Origin of the sequence: Asticcacaulis sp. EMRT-3, assembly GCF_030027245.1 — a bacterium.
Taxonomy (GTDB): Bacteria; Pseudomonadota; Alphaproteobacteria; order Caulobacterales; family Caulobacteraceae; genus Asticcacaulis.
Map to the genome: position 1 here is coordinate 2,806,623 of NZ_JASERT010000001.1, position 20,576 is coordinate 2,827,198.

Genomic DNA, 20,576 nt, shown 5'->3' on the forward strand with positions numbered 1-20,576 from the left:
AGCATGGCTCACTCCCGTACATAAACAACGCATACCCCGGCCTGATCGGCATCCGACAGGGCTTCGGGCTTGGCGATGGAGATTTCGACGCGCTGCACATGCGGCAGGGCCAGCAATGCGCCCGCCATATCCTCAGCCAGGGTTTCGACCAGCTTGATATGGCCGCGCGCGATGAAATCACGGGCGATTTCACCGACCTTTTCGTAATTGAGTGTGTCTTTCAGGCCGCCGATGGCGTGCAGGCTGAGATCGAAGACGGCGTCGATGACCAGCGGCTGCTGGCGGCCGTGTTCGTGATCATAAATGCCGATGGCGGCCATGACCTTCAGCCCTCTGACGAAGACGCGGCGCGTGGTGATCATAAGGTTTCCCACGCTTCGGGCGGCAACAGGTCATTGAGGCTCATATCGGCGCGGTGGCACCAGTCGCCAAGCCGGATCGGGCAGGCTTTGATGTCGGCGGGGCTTAAGATGACGCTGTTGGTCGGGGTTTCCTCGATCTCGAAACGCACGCATTCGAAATCGGGCATGTGGGCGGCCAGAATGGCGTTTAGCTTCATGTAAAGCGCGGTGGCCACGGCCTCGGTAGTCGGGTCGCCGGTGATGACCAGCAGGCGCGGCAAAAGATCGGGTTCGTGATCGCGGAAATAGCCGATCATCGGATCATCGTGGCCAAGCTGGAAGGCGTGGTCGAGGCTGTCGTCGATAAAGCGGTGCCAGTGCGCTTTCAGGCGCGCGAAGCTTTCCGCATAGTTGGCGGCGCCCCAGTCGCACGCCTTGCCCGGCCGGGCTTGCAGATCAATGCAGACAAATTCGTTATGGCCATGCGGCGTCGCGCACTTCGAGGAGCGGTCGAAGCGCAGGCGGTGGGCCATCGAAAAGCGGCGTTTGAACTGGATCAGCATGGTTGAAAACCTTTGTGGGCCTTCAACAGCAAAGCGTCGTCAAAGTCAATGTTGGAGGGCAGGCGGGTAGCATTGGAGGCGTGACTATATTCTAAAACCCCAAATGCCTTCCCCTCTCCCCTCGATGAGGGGAGAGGACGGGAGCCAAGCGTAGCGAAGGCGACCGGGTGAGGGGCATTTATGTCATGCCGACCAGCCCTCATCCGGCAAAGGTCATCCTGCTAGAAGAACGCCGCGATACACTATCAGGGCGGCGATGTTGACGCGGGTTTCACCGCGCACCTTGGCAAGTCCAGATCGACCCGCGCCGCCTCGATGCGGTCAGTATAATCAACATAGCGCACATTGGGCGTCGTCTGAGCCGTCAGGGCGGAGGCATCCCGTGCGGGTGTCTCAGGTGTGGACGTGTCTTCAGGCGCGGGCTTTGGGGCAGGCTTGGCGGCCTCGGTTTTGGCGCGGGCGGCTTCCCACCACGGCCCCAGTTGGCGGCGGCGTTTATCGCCCCATTCCAGCATATTGGCCAATTCGACGCGCGCCTTGATGGCGTCGCCCTCATGGCGGGCGCGCTCGGCGGCGAGTTTACGCGGATCGGGCGCGTGGGCTTCGGCGCGGTCGCAGCGGCTATAGAGGCGCTCGATGACGGCGGCCACGCGCACACCGCGCTCGACGCCCGGCATGTCTTCGGGATCGTCCATGGCGGTGATCTTGAGCAGCATCCGGTCGGCAAAGGCGCGCAACATTTCACGCCGCGTTTCCGGGGTCAGTGTCGCCTGCACTGTGCGGTCATCCAAAGCCATCGCCATAGGATGCACCGGGAAAGTGGGGAGGAGGATAGAATTAAGACACGGGCGGCCATTGCCGCCATGTGCTGATCAGGGCGAGCTCCCGGATTTCCTCGCTCTGGATTTCGTAAATCAGGCGGTAGTGTTCGTGGGGAATAAGTTCCCGTGTGCCCGCGATGCTGCCGGGGCGGCCTTGCTGCGGGAAGTCGAGCAGCCCCTCAGCGGCGCGCCGAAACAGGTCGTCCATGCCCAAGGCGGCGCGCGGATTATCGGCGGCGATAAATTCAAGAATATTGAGACGATCCGCCAGCGCTTTTGGCGCCCAGACCAGTTTCACCGCTCACCCAGAAGCTGGCGTCTCGCTGCCATAGCCGCTTCCACGTCTTCGTGCGCAATGCCCTGACCCGCCGCCAGCGATCCCCTTGCGGCCTCGACCTTGTGCTGGACAAACGCTTCATAGTCGCGGGCTTCGCGCTGCTGCTTGATGAAGTCGCGCATCATGTCGCGGACGACCTGCGACGCCGAGCGATGCGCCGCTTCGGCCTCGGCCTTAAACGCCGTGTGCAGGTCGGATTCGAGTTTCATGGTGAACAGGGCTTGCTTGGACATAAGGGCACTCCGGTATATAATACGTATATACGGAATGGGGCGCTCAGGCAATCAAATCGCCACGAGACATTTCAAACTTGAGGAGATGTACCAAATGCGTCTGCCATTCTGGGGCGGTCATAGTCCAGAAGCCATGTGTCAAATTGCTGATACAGTTCAGAAATCGCTTCCTTAGTGATGGAAATGATGTCCATTCCGCGATCATCATAGGCGTTCACCAGTATGCCGTTCTTTAAATCGACAAGTTTAGTTAGCACTGGCGCTTGAGGCATGACGCCGATCTCATGGGCAATCTGGTTCCAAAGGAGTATATCAGCTTGATCCCAGGTGAGGTTAACTGCACGATGGGGCCGGGTCGTGGCCTCATTATCGAATTTGTCTTCGGGCCAAATATAGTCGTTCCAAGCTAATAGATTGGGCTCAGTAGGCACGGCCATGTCCTCTATTTTTTCAAAAGCGGTCTCTTTCGTCCACCTGCTCACTTCTCTTTGCGAATCGGGATAGGCGGCAATTACCCCAACCAATTGCTCGGTTCGTAGAGCTGCGCGAGCTAGGGTGCGGGCTCGATCATAACTACTTTTGAACATTGTCACGTAGGGGCCGCCTTGGTTCAACTCGAACCTTAGCCGATACGGCGATGCCCAAAAATCGTTTTGCCATTCAGATCCTAAATATATGGTCATTATTACCTATAGGCATCAACGTTCAAAGCCTGCAACCAAAGATCGGGTCAATGAATTTAGCAAAAAAGCGCTATGCTACGGGCTTTTTTTGCGCAGATCGACGCCGATATTTCCGTCTCACAACTGTTTGAGGATTTGCTTGGCTCGTCGGTGATGGCGCAATCGGAACGCAGGCTGGTGGCCAGTCGCAACAATGGCGCAAAAGGCGGTCGGCCCAAATCGGGTGAGCGCAAATCGGCATAACAAGGGGCTCGGCTGACAGTATGCCCCTCCCACCGCTTCGCGGTCCCCCCTCCCCGTAAACGGGGCGGGAGAGGGGGGCTAACCTTGCGCAAAGAGGCTCAAAAAAAGGGGGCGCATGGGGGAAACCTGTTTCCCCCATGATTACAGATAAAACTGCGTCATGGCCTGCAAGCTGACCGGCTTGATCTTCGGCGCCATGCCCGCCGCGCCGAACTGTTCGAAGCGGTCTTCGCAGACCTGTTGCATCAGGGCATAGGCCGGCTTGAAATAGGTGCGCGGGTCGAAGACCGACGGGCTCTCCACAAAGGTCTTGCGGATACCGGCGGTGATGGCCAGACGCAGATCGGTATCAATATTGATTTTGCGCACGCCCATCTTGATCGCCTTTTGCAATTCCTCGACCGGAACGCCCCAGGTTTGCGGGATTTCGCCGCCGTTTTCGTTGATAATGTCCTGCAAATCCTGCGGCACCGAGGACGAGCCGTGCATGACCAGGTGGGTATTGGGCAGGCGCTTGTGGATCTCGGCGATGACGTGCATGGCCAGCACTTCGCCATCGGGTTTGCGCGTGAATTTGTAAGCGCCGTGCGAGGTGCCCATCGCAATGGCCAGGGCATCGACGTGGGTTTTGGCGACGAACTCAACCGCCTGTTCGGGGTCGGTCAGGAGCTGGTCGTGCGACAGAACGCCTTCGGCGCCGTGGCCGTCCTCCGCCTCGCCCATGCCGGTTTCGAGTGAGCCCAGCACGCCCAGCTCGCCTTCGACCGACACGCCGCAGGCATGGGCCATCTCGACCACCTTGCGCGTGACATCGACATTATAGTCGAAATCGGCGGGGGTCTTGGCGTCGGCCATCAACGAACCATCCATCATCACCGAGGTGAAGCCGTGCTGGATGGCCGAGGCGCAGGTGCCCAAGGAATTGCCGTGATCCTGGTGCATACAGAGCGGAATTTCGGGGTAGATTTCGGCCAGGGCATTGATGATGCGTTTCAGCATCAGGTCATTGGCATAGGCGCGCGCGCCACGCGAGGCTTGCAGGATCACAGGCGACTGCGTTTTGCGCGCCGCCTCCATGATCGCGGTGCCCTGCTCCATATTGTTGATATTGAAGGCGGGCATACCGTAGCCGTTCTCGGCGGCGTGGTCGAGCAATTGTCGTAAGCTGATACGAGCCATCGTGTTCCTCTTTCATGGTGGCCCTGTGGCGGGGCCTCAAAATCGCCGGGCGGCGTGGTCTTTTGACCTGTTGTGCCGCCGCCCGTTGTAAAATTCAATTATGTTTCCGTAACCTGTTTCAGGCTTCGAGCGCGGCGACGCCCGGCAGCACCTTGCCTTCCATCCATTCGAGGAAGGCCCCGCCAGCGGTCGAAACAAAGGTCATGTCGGCCATGACGCCGGCATGGTTGAGCGCCGCCACGGTGTCGCCACCGCCCGCAACCGCTACCAGTTTACCGGCTTTGGTTTGTGACGCAGCAAATTTCGCTGCCGCCACGGTTGCTGCATCAAAGGGTGGCAATTCGAACACACCCAAGGGGCCGTTCCAGATCAGGGTTTTGGCACCGGCCATCACCTTGCACAGTTCATCGACCGTTTTCGGGCCTGCATCGAAGATCTTGTCGGCGTCCGAAAGCGCTGCGCCAATATCCTCGGTACGGTTGGCGGCGTGGGCCTTGAAATCCTGTGCCACCACGATGTCGAGCGGCAGCAGGATGCGGCAATCGGCTTGCGCCGCCGCGGCCATGATCTCAAGGGCGGTGGCTTTCAGGTCTTTTTCGCACAAGCTCCCGCCGACATCATAACCTTGCGCATAAAGGAAGGTATTGGCCATGCCGCCGCCAATCGACAGGTAATCGAGCTTGCTGACCAGGTTTTTCAGCAGGTCGAGCTTGGTCGAAACCTTCGAGCCGCCGACAATGCCAAGCGTCGGGCGTTCAGGATTGCCCAGCGCCTTATCGAGCGCCAGAAGTTCGCGCTTCATGCTTTCGCCCGCATAGGACGGCAGCAGATGGGCGACGCCTTCGGTGGAGGCGTGGGCGCGGTGGGCGGCGGAAAAGGCGTCATTGACGTAGAGATCGCCGAGCGCGGCCAGTTGCGCGGCAAAGTCAGGATCGTTCTTTTCTTCGCCGGCATGGAAGCGGACATTTTCGAGCAGGGCCACGCCGCCCGCAGGCAGCAGTTTCAGCACATCGGCGGCGTCGGGGCCAACGCAATCGGCGGCGAAGGCGACCGTGGTGCCGAGCAGGGCCGACAGGGCGGGCGCGACGAATTTCAGGCTCATCTCCGGCACGACCTTGCCTTTCGGGCGGTCGAAATGGGCCAGTAGGGCGATTTTCGCGCCCAGAGATTGCAGCTTTTTGATCGTCGGCAGGGCCACCTTCAGGCGGGTGTCGTCGGTGATGCGACCATCCTCGACCGGCACGTTGAAATCGACGCGCACCAAAGCGGTCTTGCCGTGGAGATCGGACAGGTCGTCGAGGGTTTTGAAGGTCATGGAAGGCTCCGGCGAAGGAAAAGGACAGTCAGAAACCCCACCACCATTCGCTACGCTCATGGTCCCCCTCCCCAAACGCTTCGCGTTCAGGGAGGTATAGGGGGCTTTATGAAAAACCCCGCCAGGCATACCCGGCGGGGTCTGTTTATCAGAGGAATTTGCCAAACGCGACGGCGGTGTCGGCCATGCGGGTCGAGAAGCCCCACTCATTGTCGTACCATGACAGGATGCGCACCAGACGGCTGCCGATGACCTGGGTTTGCGGCAGGGCGAAGGTCGAGGACGCCGGTTCATGGTTGAAATCGCGCGATACCAAAGGCTCGTCCGTATAGGCCAGCACGCCCTTCATGGCGCCATCGGCGGCGGCCTTGATGGCGGCGTTGATCTCGTCCTTGGTCACGTCGCGGCCCGCATTGAAGACCAGATCGACGCAGGAGACGTTCGGCGTCGGCACGCGCACCGACGAGCCATCGAACTTGCCCTTCAGCTCCGGGATGACCAGACCGATGGCCTTGGCCGCACCGGTCGAGGTCGGGATGATGGAAAGGGCGGCGGCGCGGGCGCGATACAGATCCTTGTGCATCTGGTCGAGCGAGGGCTGGTCATTGGTATAGGAGTGGATCGTCGTCATATAGCCCGACTCGATGCCGCACAGATCGTTCAGCACCTTGGCGACAGGGGCCAGACAGTTGGTGGTGCACGAGGCGTTGGAGATGACCATATCCTGCGCGGTCAGGCTGTCGGTATTGACGCCGTACACGATGGTCTTGTCGGCGCCGTCCGAAGGGGCAGAGACGAGGACGCGCTTGGCGCCCGCTTCGAGATGGGCGGCGGCCTTGTCGCGCGCCGTGAAGATGCCCGTGCATTCAAAGGCGATGTCCACGTTCAGCGCCTTGTGCGGCAGCTCGGCAGGATTGCGGATCGCCGTCACCTTGATCGGCGCATAGGTCTTGCCATTGGCCTCGATGATCAGGCTGTCGCCGTCCACCGTCACCTTGGCGGGGAAGCGGCCGTGGATCGAATCGTAGCGCAGCAGGTGTGCATTGGTTTCCACCGGGCCCAGATCGTTGATCGCAACCACTTCGATGTCGGTACGGTTGTATTCGATGATCGAACGCAGGATGTTACGACCGATACGGCCAAAGCCGTTGATGGCGACACGTAAAGCCATGATGGACATTCCTTTTTATAAGACGCAAAGCTCAAGGACAGGCGCGCGTGGTTCTTCAAACCGAAGGCCCGTCAAGTCAAGCCCTATTTCGCGCTGCACTCCATATGATAACGCTATCATCGCAATTCCAGAGCGGGGCCTTATTTCGATGCGCTTATCTACCCCTCGCGCCACAGCGGCAGGGTAAGGCGCGCCTCCAGTCCGGCGATCTCAGAACCGGCATAGCGGTTGTGCAGGGTGAGCGCCCCGCCCTGCGCCTCGGCCAGGGCGCGGGCCACGCTGAGGCCCAGACCCGTGCCGCCCGTATCGCGGTTGCGCGAGGCTTCCAGCCGGTAAAACGGCTCGAACACGGCCTCCAGCGTCTCCGGCGGCAGGCCGGGGCCCTCATCGAGGATGTGCAGTTCGGCCATGTTGCCGCGCGTCGAAAGCGCGATGCGGCAACCGCCGGCATAACGCCCGGCATTCTCGATCAGATTGGTGAGGATGCGGCTAAGCGCAATCTGGTCGCCGCGCACCGTGACATGCGCCTCGATCAGCGGCGTTTCGATCTCGCAGATCGCGCTTAAGTCTTCGGCCAGGCTTTCGACAAGTGAAGACAAATCGAGCGGACGTAAGCTTTCGCCCAGCTTGTGGGCGCTGGTGAAACTCATGGCCGAGCGGATCAGGCCGTCCATATGGGCAATGTCCTGAGACAGCTTATCACGAATGGGCGTCGGCAGATCCTCGATCCGCAGACGCATCCGCGCCAGCGGCGTTTTCAGGTCATGGGCGATGGCCCCCATCAGCATGGTGCGGCTTTCCACCTGCTTACGGATGCGCATTTGCATGGCGTTGAGCACGAGCGCGGCCTGGCGCACTTCGCGCGGCCCCACGGCCAGAACGGGCGGCGCGTCGTCCTCGACGCTGAGCTTGGCGGCGGCTTCCGAAAAGGCGATGATCGGCCGCGACAGGCGCTGCGACAACAGATAGGCCAGCGGCAGGATGATCAGCGCCCCCAGGCCGAAACCGAACAGCAGGCGTTCCTGCCACGGCTCGATCAGGGTCTTCGGCTCGGTGATGACGCGGTAACGGCCATTGGGCAGTTTCCAGGCGGCACTGAAGGCCGGAAAGATGATATTGGCGCGCGTATCGGCGGTTATGCTCGGCCCGCCGAAATCATGCGGACGCAGACCGAAAGGCGGCAAAGGGTGATGGCCGGGGCCGTTTTGCACGGGCGGCACAGCTTGATTCAGCGGGCCTTGTTGCGGCGGGCCCTGATCCGGGCCAAACAGGCGGTCGGCAGAGCGGTGATGCTCGAAATCGCGGCGGGGCGTGAAATGCACCCAGATCGTATCGACCGGCACGGCCAGTTCCTCGGCGAGGCGCGCGCTGACAAGGGCCTGAAACGCCCAAATGCCGGTTTGATGGCCGGGATCGCGCACCACATAGTCGGGCGGAACGTCGCGGGTTTCGGCGCGCAACAGATGGCCGTTATGCAGGCGCGCCTGACCGGTTTTCAGGGCGGCGGCGGCCTCGGCCAGCGTATAGCCCGAAGGCGGCGGGGCCGGAGCCTTCAGCACCAGCAGGGTATTGATGATCAGGGCCAGGGCCAGCACGATCAGCGACAGGCCCAGCACCTGCCAGAAGATGGGCAGGGCGTTCAGGGTGTCGCGCCGAACCGGAGCGGGGGACGCAGGCGTGGTTTCGGGCATGTGCGGCGCTATTTCAGCGGCTTGAACATATAGCCGATGCCGCGGATCGTGCGGATAATGTCCTCGGCATGGTCGTCGCTCAGCTTGCGGCGCAGGCGCGAAATCTGCACATCGATGGCGCGGTCGAACGATTCGGCATTGGGGCCATGCAGGTAATCGAGGATCTGGTCGCGTGACAGGGCGCGGCCGGGGCGATCCAGAAAGACGCGCAGCAGCTCGAATTCGGCATTGGACAGGGCCACCTGCATCCCGTCGGGCCGGATCAGGGTGCGCTTGATATTGTCGAGCTGCCAGCCGAAGAAATGGCTGAGCGGCGATGTGCCGTCCTGACCGGCGTGCGCTTCGCGGCGGCGCAGCACGGCGCGGATGCGGGCCAGCAGTTCGCGCGGATGAAACGGCTTGGCCATATAGTCGTCGGCCCCCAGTTCGAGCCCGACAATGCGGTCAATCTCCTCACCGCGCGCCGACAGCATGATGACCGGCGGGCCGCCGCCTTCATTGAGGCGCTTGCACACCGACAGGCCATCCTCGCCCGGCATCATATAGTCGAGCACTACCAGTTCGATGTCGCCACGCGCCAGGATCTTGTCCATGTCGCGCGCCTGAGCGGCGGTGTGGACGGCATAGCCGTTGTTCGACAGGAACTGGCTGATCAGTTCGCGCAGGTCGGGGTCGTCATCGACGATCAGGACGCGCGGCGGACTGGCTGGGGCGGGCGTGGGGCTGGACATGAGCATGAAAGGTTCCAAGAAGGCGCAAAAGGACGCGGGCAAGGTGGCGAAACCTTACGGCCTTCTGATTGCCGGTTTGTAACATGAAAACGCAATCGCGCCCAAATGCGCTGTTTTCTGACATTGCCGGGCAACAGGCGGGCGGCAGGATGGGGGTTCCCGGCGGCGGCGGACGCCTGCAACCCCAGATGAGGAAAAACATCATGTTGAAACCTAGCCTCGCCCTTGGCAGCCTGCTGGGCAGCGCAGCGGTTCTGCTGGCCGCGCCCGCCCTGGCGCAAGACGCCGCACCCCCGCCTCCGCCTGCCGATGGCTGTCATATGCATCGTCCCAGTTTCGCCGAACTTGACACCAATCACGATGGCAAGCTCGACAAGGCCGAACTGGCCGCGCCGATGCAGAAGATGGCCGATAAGATGGCCGACAAGATGGCCGGGCGGATGTTCGACCGGCTCGACACCAATCACGACGGCAGTATCAGCGAGGCCGAATTCAATGCCGCCCGCCCGCCGCATGGGCCCAAAGGCAGGATGGGCGGCTGGCAGCACGGCTGGCGTCACCACGGCATGAAACATCAGGGTGGATGGCGGCGTGATCATGATGGCCCGCTGCCGATGGCCACGGGACATATGGGCCACGGTATGGGGCCGATGGCTTTGAAGGCACTCGATACGAATGGCGATGGCAAGATCAGCTTTGCCGAGTTTTCCGCTCGCATGAAGGCGCGCTTCGACAAGCTCGACACCAATCATGATGGCGTGCTGGAGGCCAGCGAATGGCCGCAACCGCCCGCGGATGCACCCGCTGGCCCGCCGGAAAACGGCGCTGCGCCTGCGCAAAAATAATCTGAAAAGAGGCGACGGATCGGGTCGGTAGCGGCGTTTGAAATCCCGAACGTTCTGCACGACGGCTAAGCCGTCCAGAACGGCCTGGTCTGTTGCCGACCGGTATCTCCCCGGAGCCGGTTGTAAGCAGATGAACCGTGACAGCCGCCGCTGTCACGGTTCTTTTTTGTTTAGAGCAACGAGCGTTTAATTTGACTTACAAATTGAATGCGAGATGCGGAAAAATGTAAAATGTAGAGTGGGTTGCATTCCTTTGACCGATTCAATCAGAATGCAGACCACTCTAGAGCGCCGCCTTGGCTTTCGCGGCGACGTTTTCGGCGGTGATGCCGAATTCCTTGAACAGGCGTTCCGCCGGGGCCGAGGCGCCGAAACCGGTCATGCCGACAAAGATGCCATCCTCGCCGATGAAGCGTTCCCAGCCTTCCTTGACCGCCGCTTCGACCGCGACGCGCACAGGGGCATTACCGATCACCCCGGCCTGATAGGCTGCGCTTTGCGCTGCGAACAGATCCCATGAGGGGACGGACACAACGCGGGTGGCGATGCCCTCGGCTTCGAGCAGGGTTTGCGCCGCCACGGCCACCGAAACCTCGGTGCCGGTGGCGAAGATCGTCACCTTGGCTTCCGCCGAGGCAGGCTTGATCTCATAGGCCCCTTTGGCGGCCAGGTCGCCGCCTTGCGTGCGCAGAGCGGGCACCTTCTGGCGCGACAGGACGAGCATGGACGGGCCCTTGGCTTTCAGGGCCAGCTTCCAGCATTCGGCGGCCTCGACCATATCGGCGGGGCGGAAAACGTGCAGGCCCGGCATGGCGCGATACGAGGCCAGATGCTCGACCGGCTGGTGGGTGGGGCCGTCTTCACCGACACCGATCGAATCGTGCGTCATGACGTGCACGACCTTGGCCCCCATCAGGGCCCCCAGACGGATGGCCGGACGTGAATAGTCGGAAAACACAAAGAAGGTGCCGGCGTAAGGGATCACGCCGCCGTGCAGGGCCATCCCGTTCATCGCCGCCGCCATGCCGAATTCGCGCACGCCGTAACGGACATAGCGGCCACCGTAATTTTCGATGTCGAAATCCGTCATGTCCTTCACCAGCGTATTGACCGAGCCGGTCAGGTCGGCCGAGCCGCCGATCATGGTGTCGATGGCGGGCACCAGCGTGGCCAGCGCCTTGCCGGAGCACGAGCGCGTGGCGTCGGCGGGCATGGTGGCGATGGCGTCGTTGATATGGGCGTCGAGCGCGGCAAAGGCATTGGCGGGCAGTTGGCCGCTGAGTGTGGCGGTCAGTTCCGCGCCCTGCGGATGGGCCCTGGCGGTGGCTTCCCAGGTTTTGCGCACCCGCGTGCCCTTACGGCCAGCGGCCTCCCAGGCTTTCTTGATGTCGGCAGGCACGGTGAAGGGTTCGGCGGTCCAGTTCATGGCCGCGCGCGCCGCCTTGATCTGATCGTCCATCAGATTATAGCCGTGGCCGTGCTTGTCGCCTTCCAGCGGGCCCGCGCCCTTGGACACCTTGGTCTTGCAGGCGATCATCACCGGCCTGTCCTGATTTTGCGCCCAGCGCATCGCGGCGGCGATTTTCGCATGGTCATGGCCATCGACCGCCTTGACCGCCCAGCCCGCCGCCTTGAAGCGCGCCTGCTGGTCGCCGGTTTCAGCCACCGTGGCCCAGCCGTCGATGGTGACATTGTTGTCGTCGAACAAAACGATCAGGTTGTTCAGCCTGTAGCGTCCGGCCAGAGAAATCGCCTCGTGCGATACGCCCTCCATCAGGCAGCCGTCACCGGCGATCACCCAGGTCTTGTGGTTGACGAGGGCGTCGCCGAAGCGGGCATTGAGGTGGCGTTCGGCCATCGCCATGCCGACCGCCGTGGCCAGACCCTGACCGAGCGGGCCGGTCGTGCATTCAACGCCCGCCGTGTGGCCATATTCGGGGTGGCCGGGGGTGGCGGCGCCCCACTGGCGGAAGTTTTTGATGTCGTCCATGCTGACCGATTTAAAGCCGGTCAGGTGCAACAGCGCATAGAGCAGCATCGAGCCGTGGCCTGCCGACAGCACGAAGCGGTCGCGGTCGGCCCAGTCGGGGCGCGACGGATCGTATTTGAGAAACTTCGTCCACAAGACAGTGGCGACATCGGCCATGCCCATCGGCATCCCCTGATGGCCCGATTTGGCGCGGTGGACGGCTTCCATCGACAGCACGCGAATGGCGTCGGCCATCACGGTCAGTGACGGCTTCGTTGAGGTGGCGCTTGTGGTCATGGGCGAGTCTCTATTAAAGTAAGCATATGAGAGGTGAAGTTGCCGCAGGCTTTAGCGGAACTTGCCGCACAAGTGTAGGTTTTTTCACGCCACGGGCATTCGAAATGCGGCTGGCGGGTATCGGAGGTCGATATGGAGCAGACACCCCAGGGGCATATGAACCCATCGGCAGGTGGCGGTAATCTGGCCGTGGCGGTCAATCGCCTTGACCGGGCGTTGGCGGCGCTGGAGGCGCGGGTGCGCGCCCTGCAAAGCGGGCAACCCATTCCCGAATATGAGAAAAACCACGATGACATCCGGCAGGAAGATTACCAGCGCCTGCTCGTAGAACTGGATGTGGCGCGCGCGCAAAACGCCGAAATGGCCGCCGCCGCCGAAGAGGCCTATGCGGCGCTGGGCTCTGCGGCCAGCGAAATTCGGCAACTGATGGACGAGGAGGCAGCCTGATGGGCGAGGTCACGGTCAGGGTCAATAACAAGCCTTACGTCGTCGGGTGCGCCGACGGTCAGGAAGCGCGCGTCACCGAACTGGCGCGGGTGTTCAATGAGCATGTCGAGATGGTGGTGTCCGATGTCGGGGCCATCGGCGAGGTGCGTCTGTTCCTGATGGGGGCGCTTCTGATGATCGACGAGATGCAGGAACTGCGCACCCAGTTGGCCGAGGCGCATTCGGCCACGGCGCGCATGAATGCCGGGGCGCACGAAATGGAGCGTAAGGCGGCCTTCGCCATCGCCGACGCCGCCGAGCGGCTGGAAAAGCTGCTGGCGACGTGAGGGGTTGTGTTTAAGGGTAAAGCGAGGTGAGGGCCATCTTCAGAGCCCGTTTTTCGTTATATCTAGAGCGGTTTGCATTCTGATTGAATCGGTCAAAGGCATGCAACCCGCTCTACATTTTACGTTTTTCCGCATCTCGCATTCAATTTGTAAGTCAAATTAAACGCTCGTTGCTCTAGCCTCCCCTGATTTCAGGGGAGGGTGCCCCCGAACGGGGGCGGGTGGGGTTAAATTCCGCCCGGCGGATCGACGGGAATTAACCCCCTCCGGCGCGATGCGCCACCTCCCCCTGAAATCAGGGGGAGTTTTCTAAAATCTAACCATAGAGACTGATTAAGGCTTTGCCAGCGCCGCTGCGATGGCCTGTTCGGCGAGGGGGGCCATGACCGCATAGGCTTGGTCGGTCGGGTGGATGCCGTCGCTGGTATAGTCGGCGCGCATCAGACCCTTATCGTCGCGCAAAACCGGGCCGTAATCGATCAGTTGATCATGGTGGGCGGCGCAATAGGCGGCGAGCCACGCATTGATCCGCGCCAGTTCGTCCGGGTGGCGATCCTGCAAGACCGTGGCGGCATTGGGTGTGTAATTATTGACCGGCATGATCTCGGTAAAGATCGGTTTGATGCCGTGAGCTTGCGCCAGTTCGGCCATCGCTTCATAATTGGTTTCGATCTGCTGTTCGGTTTCGACCTGAAACACGCCCTGCACATCATTGATACCGGCCAGAATCACCACCGCCGCCGGATGCAGGGCCACCACATCGGCATGGAAGCGCACCAGCATCTGTGTGGTCACCTGACCGCCAATGCCGCGATTGACATAGGGTTTGCCGGGAAAGAACTTGGCCAGATTCCAGCGGTCGGTGATCGAATCGCCCAGGAAAACCACGCGCTGTTCGTCAGGCGCAGGCGCGGGCAGGGCGGCATTTTGCGGCGCATAAAGATATTGCTCGCCGAAATCCTCCAGCATCCTGGCGGTGACCTTGGCGCGGTAAGGGCCGAGATATGGGCCGAAATCGCGCGGGGTGGCGTCCTGTCGCGGCGGCGAGGACTGGTAATCTTGCGCGTGGACAGTGGGCGCGAGCGTGGCGATGAGCAGGGACAGGATGAGGATTAACTGGCGGATCATGGTGTCTCGAAATCATTTCCCTCTCCCCTCCATGAGGGGAGAGGACGAGAGCCTGAGCGTAGCGAAGGCGATCGGGTGAGGGGCCTTAGCGCAACCGGCGGCCAGCCCCTCACCCGAGGATCGGCGGCTGCGCCTTGCGCCTCGTCCTCTCCCCATTTTCATGGGGAGAGGGGAAGGTTTTTTGATCCGTTCTATTGGCCCTTCACGTCCAGGGTTTGCTGGTCGAGATGGACGGTGACGGTCTGGGCGATGTCGGTGGCCGAGGTGGCCAGCATCACCTTGTAGTCACCGGCCTTCACCGTCCAGGTCTTGCTGGCCGAATCATAGGTGGCCAGCAGGCGCGGATCGACGCTCGCCGTCAGGGTTTGGCTTTCGCCGGGCTTCAGATCGGCCTTGGTGAAGCCGCCGAGGCGCTTGGGCGCTTCCCAGCCGGCATCGCCAACGGGCGACACATAGATCTGCGCCACTTCCTTGCCTTCGACCGCGCCGGTGTTTTTCACCGTGAAGCTGGCCTTCAGCCCCTTGCCATCGGCGGCGGCGGACAGGCCGCCGAGCGAGAAGCTGGTATAGCTGAGGCCGTGGCCGAACGGAAACAGCGGCGTCAGGCCCTTCTTGTCGAACCATTTATAGCCAACCGCCGCGCCTTCGATGTTGTAATCGGTATGGGGATGCGAATTGTCGTCGAGCTTGACATCGCCGTCCAGCACCGGGCGCGGCAATTGCGCCACGCTGGCCGGGAAGGTGGCGGGCAGATGGCCCGACGGATTGACCTCGCCGGTCAGGACGCGGGCAATCGCTTCGCCGCCGCTGGTGCCCGGATACCAGGCCTCGACCACGGCGCCAACGCTGGCGAGCCACGGCATGACGACGGGGCCGCCGGTTTCCAGCACCACGGCGGTTTTCTTATTGGCCTTGGCGACGGCGGAAATCAGCGCATCCTGACCATTGGGCAGGTTGAGATCGGGCACGTCCATGCTTTCGCCGGTCCACTGGTTGGCGAAGACGATGACCAGATCGGCACCGCGCGCCGCCTTGGCCGCCGCCTTGACATCCTTGCCGTCGAGATAGGTGACGGATGCCTGGGTGCGCGCCTCGATGCCCTTCATCGGCGAAGAGGCATAATAGGTCATCGGCCCGGGGAAGCCATCGGGGCCTTCGCCGTCAAAGCGCTTGGCGCCGACAGCATAGACCTGTGACGAGCCGCCGCCCGACAGGACGCCGAAATCGGCATGGCTGCCGATGATGACGATCTTTTTGGCGGTCTTGGCGATGGGCAGCAGGCCTTTCGTGTTCTTCAGCAGAACGATACCGGCTTCGGAATCGGCCTGGCTGATCTTGTTATCGGCGACATAGTCGATGGTGGCCGACTGGTCGCCCTTGACCGGATCATCGACCAGACCATTGGCGAACATGGCGTAGAGGATGCGTTGCGCCATGTTGTCGAGGCGGGCCTGCGGCACATAGCCGGCATTGACGGCTTCCTGCAAAGCGCCTTCGAAATAGGCCGAGCGGTCGAAGGCCCAGCCCGATTCCTGATCGAGGCCATTATTGGCGGCGGCGACGGTGGAATGGGTGGCACCCCAGTCCGACATGACATAGCCCTTGAAGCCCCAGTCGGTCTTCAGCACCTGATTGAGCAGCCAGTCGTTTTCGCAGGCATAGGCGCCGTTGACGCGATTGTAAGAGCACATGACCGCGCCGGGCTTGCCGATTTCATCGGCGATCTGGAAGGCGAGCAGGTCGGATTCGCGGGCCGCCTTGTCATCGATCTTGACATCAATGGTGAAGCGGTTGGTTTCCTGATCGTTGAAGGCGTAGTGCTTGAGTGTCGAGATGATGTGGTTCGACTGGATACCCTTGATTTCATTGCCGTCGATCACGCCGGCCAGCAGCGGGTCTTCACCGGCATATTCGAAATTACGGCCATTGCGCGGCTCGCGCAGCAAATCGACGCCACCGGCCAGTTGCACATTAAAGCCCGACAGGCGCGCTTCGTGGCCGATCATGGCGCCACCGGCAAAGGCCATGCCCGGATCCCAGGTGGCGGCGGTGCTGATGCCCGAAGGCAGGGCGGTGCGCAGGCGCGGCGTGGGTGAACGCTGGGTGGCGACGCCGACACCCGCATCGGTTTCCCACTGGGCCGGAATGCCAAGGCGCGCAATACCGGGCACATAACCGGCCGAATCGGGCAGGCCGTCTTTCGGGAATTCAAAGCGCTTGGTGCCCGCCGTGAACCACGGCGCATTGGTTGAGAAATAGCCGAAGACCAGTTGCAGCTTTTCGGCCTGGGTCATGGCCTTGACGGCAGCGTCGGCACGCGCCGAAGGGTCGAGGCTGGTATTCATCCACGGCTGGTCGGCGGGGGCCGTTGCGGTGGCGGGCGTTGCGGTGGCCTGGGCCTGGGCGGCCAGAGGCGCCATCAGCAAGGCGGAGGACAGGGTCAGGGTCAGGGCTGTGGTGCTGACGAGCTGGAGGGTGTGACGAAGGTGGGTAGTCATGCTGGGATCTCCCGGTTCAAGCTTTGGTTCTTTTTATTATTCTTTTAGCACTGGCTTTAAGCCTTATAGCCGAATTCTGCGCGGCTATAAGGGGGAAAACGCGAAAAATACCGGGTGGAACCGCCCGTGGGAGCGGTTCCGTCGTGTTGCGTGGCCCCCAATGCGCGAGGATGTCTATTTCTTCTTTTTCGTCGTATCGGCGCGCGCTGCCTGCGGATCATTGACCGGCAGATAGCTCAGATTATAGCCGGGGCCGTAATCGAGCAGGAAGACGGGGCCGAGCGCCACACTCTGCGCCGCCGAGGCTACCTGCACGCTGCCTTGCAAGGCCTGCGGCAGATAATCTTTTTGTGCGGTGCCGGTGACATAATAGAGCTTCCAGTCGGGCGTGATGGTCAGGTTTTCCGTGCCGAGGCGGGTATAGGGGGCGCTGGCCTCCTGAATCACCGCCGGGGCCGAGATGCTGGTCGCGCCCGCAGGCGGGGTGACGGCGCGCGCCCAGAAGGCCAGCAGCAGCACATCGCCGGATTTGACGGCCTGGGTGGTGGTGATGCCTGCCTGAACGTCCCACGGGTTCTGACCGGGCTGGGCGGCGCTGACCGTATAGGCCCAGCCGCCGCGCACCGTATCGTCCGGGGCGAGCTTGTGGCTTTCGCCCGTGCCAAACGAACTCCACTGATCGGCGGCGGGTTTGTTGAGGGCGTGCGCCATCAGATCCTGCGCCTGAACGACCGCCGGGGCCAGTGTCAGCGGGGCCAGAGTCAGGACGGCGGCGAGGATCAGGCTGAGTGGACGTGACATGTGACGCTCCCATTGCTTTTTGATGGTCTGTTCTGCCCAAGAATGGACGGTTGCGTCAAGTGTTAGCGGTATAGGCGCGCTTTTCGCCATCAACTTGCTAAAAAACCGGACTTCGCCCACCTTGCTGCAAAATCACGAAAGCCCGCGAATCATGAATGCTCCGTCTTCCGCCAGCGCGCCGCCTCTGGATCCTAAGGATGTGCGTTCGATCATCATCGGCCTGATGGTGGTGCTGCTGCTGGCGGCGCTGGATCAGACCATCGTATCGACCGCCCTGCCGACCATTGGCCGAGCGCTCAATGATGTGCAGCATCTGCCGTGGATGGTGACGGCCTATCTGTTGTCTTCCACCGTGGTGACACCGCTATATGGCAAGCTGGCCGATATTATCGGGCGGCGCACTACGCTTCTGATGGCGATCGGCATGTTTCTGCTGGGCTCGCTTTTGTGCAGCCTGTCGCCCAATATGTTGTTTCTGATTGCGGCGCGCGCCATTCAGGGCTTAGGCGGCGGCGGGCTGATGTCGCTGGTGCAGACGGTGATTTCGGACGTGGTGACGATCAAGGAGCGCGGCCGTATTCAGGGCATGTTCGCCGCCGTTTTTACCTCATCGAGCCTCGGCGGGCCGATCCTGGGCGGCGTACTGGCCGAGCATTTCGGCTGGCAGTCGATCTTCTGGGTCAATCTGCCGGTGGGGGTGCTGGCCCTGTGGATCGTCTATCGCGGCCTGATGAAGCTGCCGCGCTATGAACGCGCCCACAGGATCGACTGGGCGGGCGCGGGCCTGATGGCGGTGGCGGCGGTGGTGCTGATGCTGGCCATCAATACGCGCGGCGCGGCGATTATGGGCGTGCCGGTCTGGGCGGCCTATATCGTGTCGGGCGTCTTCTGGCTGCTGTTTGCCTTGCGCCTGCGCCTGGCCGCCGAGCCGCTGATCCCGACCGATATATTGAAAAACGGCATTGTGGTGCGCGCCATACTGGTGGCCACATTGAGCATGGGCACATTGATGTCGGTCGGGGCCTAGAACCCGCTTTATCTGCAACTGATTTTTCACTTAAGCGCCACCGAGGCCGGCATGGCCATGACGCCGCTGGCTCTGGGCGTGGTGGGCGGCGCCATCCTGTCGGGCCAGATGATGGCGCGCAGCAAGAGCGGAAAATACAAGGCCCTGCCGCTGGCGGGACTGGGGATTGGCGCGCTGCTCTATACGGTGCTGATCTTCATTTCCGATCACCTGACTCTGTGGAGCTATCTGGGCTGTCTGGTGGTGGCCAATGCGGCGGTCGGTTCGACCTTCCCGGTGACGACCGTGGTGGTGCAGAATATCGTCGAGCGTCACCAGATGGGCACGGCCACCGGCGTGATGAACTTCTTCCGCTCGCTGGGCGGGGCGATCCTGGTGGCGATTTTCGGGGCCATCCTGTTTGGTGAGATTTACGCCCTCCTCGGCAACAGTTTCAACGGGGCGCTGTCGGCGGATACCCTAAGCCACGTCGCCGATCCGGCGCGCATCTACAGGCCGATCTTCATCGGCGCGGCCATCGCTATGGGGGCGGCATTTCTGCTGTTGTGGTCGATGGAGGAGCGGCCTCTGGGGGCGCGCGATTTGCCGGTGGCCAAGGCGGCGGAAGAGGCGACCGATACGCTGAGCGGGGCCGATTTTCATTGAGTTTGAGGGTGGGGCAAGGAAAAAAGAATTCACCACGGAAAACACGGATCATGATCCGCTTTGCGGGTCATGACACGGATAGACAGCATCCTCGCTTTTCTTATCCGTTACATGGCCGCAGGCCATGATCCGTGTTTTCCGGGGTTGAAAAACCTGTACGCCCCAAATTTAGAAGGGCGCGCAGCCTGATGACATACCGGTCAAAACTCCGGGGTTTGCATGGCTTAACTTTCCTTTCTCTCTTGGTGAAGGGGTTTGACGGCAACAAAGCGCATGTCGTTTTGGCCAGACCCCTCCGTCACCTTCGTTGCGCTCGCTGCCACCTCCCCATGCCCAAGGAAGATTGGGGCGCAGGGAGGAGGGTGCAGGCGCTGATTTTCATTGAGTTTGAGGGTGGGGCAAGGAAAAAAGAATTCACCACGGAAAACACGGATCATGATCCGCTTTGCGGGTCATGACACGGATAGACGGCATCCTCGCTTTTCTTATCCGTGACATGGCCGCAGGCCATGATCCGTGTTTTCCGTGGTGAATTCTTTTATTTTTTCTTTCAGGAAGTTGCCGGTTTAGCTCTGCTCTTCTTGGCGGGCTTTTGGGCATTGAGGGCCACGGCCGCGAGAATCAGCGCCTTGAAGGCGGCCTCGTCGATCTCGACGCCTTCGGGCCCCAAGCCTTCAGGAATGTCGATGGCGCGGCGCACATGGCCGTCAAGGCTGGAATTGAACAGGTGGGCGGGGTCATCGAGCGCAGCGCCCTTGGCGAAGGTCAGCTTGACCACCTTTTTGTAGGATTCGCCGGTACACAGGATGCCATTATGCGACCAGACCGGCGTGCCCATCCATTTCCATTCCTCGACCACATCAGGCACGGCCTCATGAATGAGGGCGCGCATCCGGGCCAGCGCCGCGCCGCGCCAGTCATTCAGTTCGGCAATGCGCCCGGAGATGAGGTCGGAGGCTGTCGGGTCTGACATGGTCTGATCCTTAAGAGGGGTTGGTGCGCCTGAGGGTGATGGCTTTTTCCGGACAGGCCTGCACGCACAGGCCGCAGGCGCGGCAGGCTTCGGCGCGCACGGCGAAGCTCTGTTTCCAGCCATGCAGGAAGCCTTTCACCTTGGCCATCACCGGCAAGCCTGTGCGGTCTTCCGGTGGCAGGATGCCGAGGTCGAAGACATCATACGGGCAGATGACGACGCAATCGGCCTTGCCTTCGCAAGTCGTGCGATCAATCACGGGCTGAAAGGCGCCGGGGGCCTGTTTGCAGTCGGGCGTGTCCATAAGGGATG

Annotated in this window: 21 protein-coding genes and 1 pseudogene; 5 read left to right on the top strand and 17 right to left on the bottom strand. The window is 61.7% G+C overall.

Annotated elements, in window-relative coordinates:
• Window positions 1–8 precede the first annotated feature (8 nt).
• The 6 genes from folB to QB905_RS13210 all read right to left on the bottom strand — a co-directional run bounded on the left by folB (window position 9) and on the right by QB905_RS13210 (window position 2,978).
• Window positions 9–362 carry a dihydroneopterin aldolase gene (folB, locus tag QB905_RS13185; RefSeq protein ID WP_282975486.1) on the bottom strand — a complete coding sequence of 118 codons (354 nt, stop codon included), beginning with the start codon at window positions 360–362 and terminating at the stop codon, window positions 9–11.
• Window positions 359–904 carry a 6-pyruvoyl trahydropterin synthase family protein gene (locus tag QB905_RS13190; RefSeq protein WP_282975487.1) on the bottom strand — a complete coding sequence of 182 codons (546 nt, stop codon included), beginning with the start codon at window positions 902–904 and terminating at the stop codon, window positions 359–361. Before QB905_RS13190 ends, folB begins: the two co-directional genes overlap by 4 nt.
• A 245-nt stretch (window positions 905–1,149) precedes the next feature.
• Window positions 1,150–1,707 carry a hypothetical protein gene (locus QB905_RS13195; RefSeq protein ID WP_282975488.1) on the bottom strand — a complete coding sequence of 186 codons (558 nt, stop codon included), beginning with the start codon at window positions 1,705–1,707 and terminating at the stop codon, window positions 1,150–1,152.
• A 34-nt stretch (window positions 1,708–1,741) separates the two neighbouring features.
• The gene (locus QB905_RS13200) at window positions 1,742–2,023 is read right to left on the bottom strand and encodes a type II toxin-antitoxin system RelE/ParE family toxin (RefSeq protein WP_282975489.1); all 282 of its coding nucleotides are present in this window, start codon (window positions 2,021–2,023) and stop codon (window positions 1,742–1,744) included.
• Window positions 2,020–2,295: an antitoxin of toxin-antitoxin stability system gene (locus QB905_RS13205; protein WP_282975490.1), complete on the bottom strand. Its 276-nt coding sequence runs from the start codon at window positions 2,293–2,295 to the stop codon at window positions 2,020–2,022. Before QB905_RS13205 ends, QB905_RS13200 begins: the two co-directional genes overlap by 4 nt.
• A gap of 71 nt (window positions 2,296–2,366) precedes the next feature.
• Window positions 2,367–2,978, bottom strand: a complete 612-nt coding sequence (locus QB905_RS13210) for a DUF3885 domain-containing protein (protein ID WP_461781787.1) — start codon at window positions 2,976–2,978, stop codon at window positions 2,367–2,369.
• A gap of 72 nt (window positions 2,979–3,050) precedes the next feature.
• Here QB905_RS13210 and QB905_RS13215 point away from each other — a divergent pair, with 72 nt between their 5' ends.
• A complete protein-coding gene (locus QB905_RS13215; protein WP_282975491.1) occupies window positions 3,051–3,221 on the top strand; it encodes a hypothetical protein in 171 nt (56 codons plus the stop codon).
• Window positions 3,222–3,362: 141 nt separating this feature from the next.
• Here the strand turns inward: QB905_RS13215 and fba are convergent, their stop codons facing one another.
• The 5 genes from fba to QB905_RS13240 all read right to left on the bottom strand — a co-directional run bounded on the left by fba (window position 3,363) and on the right by QB905_RS13240 (window position 9,314).
• Window positions 3,363–4,400, bottom strand: coding sequence for a class II fructose-bisphosphate aldolase (gene fba / locus QB905_RS13220; protein WP_282975492.1), 1,038 nt, complete (start codon window positions 4,398–4,400; stop codon window positions 3,363–3,365).
• A gap of 118 nt (window positions 4,401–4,518) precedes the next feature.
• A complete protein-coding gene (locus QB905_RS13225; RefSeq protein ID WP_282975494.1) occupies window positions 4,519–5,715 on the bottom strand; it encodes a phosphoglycerate kinase in 1,197 nt (398 codons plus the stop codon).
• A gap of 148 nt (window positions 5,716–5,863) precedes the next feature.
• On the bottom strand, window positions 5,864–6,886 hold the full coding sequence (gap, locus tag QB905_RS13230) for a type I glyceraldehyde-3-phosphate dehydrogenase (protein ID WP_282975495.1): 1,023 nt from the start codon (window positions 6,884–6,886) through the stop codon (window positions 5,864–5,866).
• A 158-nt stretch (window positions 6,887–7,044) separates the two neighbouring features.
• The gene (locus tag QB905_RS13235) at window positions 7,045–8,577 is read right to left on the bottom strand and encodes a HAMP domain-containing sensor histidine kinase (RefSeq protein ID WP_282975496.1); all 1,533 of its coding nucleotides are present in this window, start codon (window positions 8,575–8,577) and stop codon (window positions 7,045–7,047) included.
• 8 nt (window positions 8,578–8,585) lie between these two features.
• Window positions 8,586–9,314 (bottom strand): response regulator, encoded by a 729-nt coding sequence (locus QB905_RS13240; protein WP_282975497.1) that lies wholly within the window; start codon window positions 9,312–9,314, stop codon window positions 8,586–8,588.
• A 197-nt stretch (window positions 9,315–9,511) separates the two neighbouring features.
• Here QB905_RS13240 and QB905_RS13245 point away from each other — a divergent pair, with 197 nt between their 5' ends.
• The gene (locus QB905_RS13245; RefSeq protein ID WP_282975498.1) at window positions 9,512–10,153 is read left to right on the top strand and encodes an EF-hand domain-containing protein; all 642 of its coding nucleotides are present in this window, start codon (window positions 9,512–9,514) and stop codon (window positions 10,151–10,153) included.
• Window positions 10,154–10,436: 283 nt separating this feature from the next.
• On the opposite strand, the gene tkt is transcribed toward QB905_RS13245, so the two are convergent.
• The gene (gene tkt / locus QB905_RS13250) at window positions 10,437–12,419 is read right to left on the bottom strand and encodes a transketolase (protein WP_282975499.1); all 1,983 of its coding nucleotides are present in this window, start codon (window positions 12,417–12,419) and stop codon (window positions 10,437–10,439) included.
• Between the two features lie 132 nt (window positions 12,420–12,551).
• Here tkt and QB905_RS13255 point away from each other — a divergent pair, with 132 nt between their 5' ends.
• Both QB905_RS13255 and QB905_RS13260 read left to right on the top strand, forming a co-directional pair.
• The gene (locus tag QB905_RS13255; RefSeq protein WP_282975500.1) at window positions 12,552–12,866 is read left to right on the top strand and encodes a DUF4164 family protein; all 315 of its coding nucleotides are present in this window, start codon (window positions 12,552–12,554) and stop codon (window positions 12,864–12,866) included.
• Window positions 12,866–13,192 (top strand): cell division protein ZapA, encoded by a 327-nt coding sequence (locus tag QB905_RS13260; protein WP_282975501.1) that lies wholly within the window; start codon window positions 12,866–12,868, stop codon window positions 13,190–13,192. Before QB905_RS13255 ends, QB905_RS13260 begins: the two co-directional genes overlap by 1 nt.
• 333 nt (window positions 13,193–13,525) lie before the next feature.
• Here the strand turns inward: QB905_RS13260 and QB905_RS13265 are convergent, their stop codons facing one another.
• The 3 genes from QB905_RS13265 to QB905_RS13275 all read right to left on the bottom strand — a co-directional run bounded on the left by QB905_RS13265 (window position 13,526) and on the right by QB905_RS13275 (window position 17,619).
• On the bottom strand, window positions 13,526–14,320 hold the full coding sequence (locus tag QB905_RS13265) for a GDSL-type esterase/lipase family protein (RefSeq protein WP_282975502.1): 795 nt from the start codon (window positions 14,318–14,320) through the stop codon (window positions 13,526–13,528).
• A gap of 191 nt (window positions 14,321–14,511) precedes the next feature.
• A complete protein-coding gene (locus QB905_RS13270; protein WP_282975503.1) occupies window positions 14,512–16,818 on the bottom strand; it encodes a glycoside hydrolase family 3 C-terminal domain-containing protein in 2,307 nt (768 codons plus the stop codon).
• A gap of 174 nt (window positions 16,819–16,992) precedes the next feature.
• Complete coding sequence (locus tag QB905_RS13275; RefSeq protein WP_282975504.1) at window positions 16,993–17,619, bottom strand: carbohydrate binding domain-containing protein; 627 nt, start codon at window positions 17,617–17,619, stop codon at window positions 16,993–16,995.
• Between the two features lie 223 nt (window positions 17,620–17,842).
• On the opposite strand from QB905_RS13275, the pseudogene QB905_RS13280 reads away from it, so the two are divergent.
• A pseudogene (locus QB905_RS13280) lies at window positions 17,843–19,291 on the top strand (MFS transporter).
• A gap of 550 nt (window positions 19,292–19,841) precedes the next feature.
• On the opposite strand, the gene QB905_RS13285 reads toward QB905_RS13280, so the two are convergent.
• Together QB905_RS13285 and QB905_RS13290 are read right to left on the bottom strand one after the other, a co-directional pair.
• Window positions 19,842–20,264 carry a DUF1801 domain-containing protein gene (locus QB905_RS13285; protein WP_282975505.1) on the bottom strand — a complete coding sequence of 141 codons (423 nt, stop codon included), beginning with the start codon at window positions 20,262–20,264 and terminating at the stop codon, window positions 19,842–19,844.
• A gap of 10 nt (window positions 20,265–20,274) precedes the next feature.
• A complete protein-coding gene (locus QB905_RS13290) occupies window positions 20,275–20,568 on the bottom strand; it encodes a 4Fe-4S dicluster domain-containing protein (protein WP_282975506.1) in 294 nt (97 codons plus the stop codon).
• Window positions 20,569–20,576: the final 8 nt, after the last annotated feature.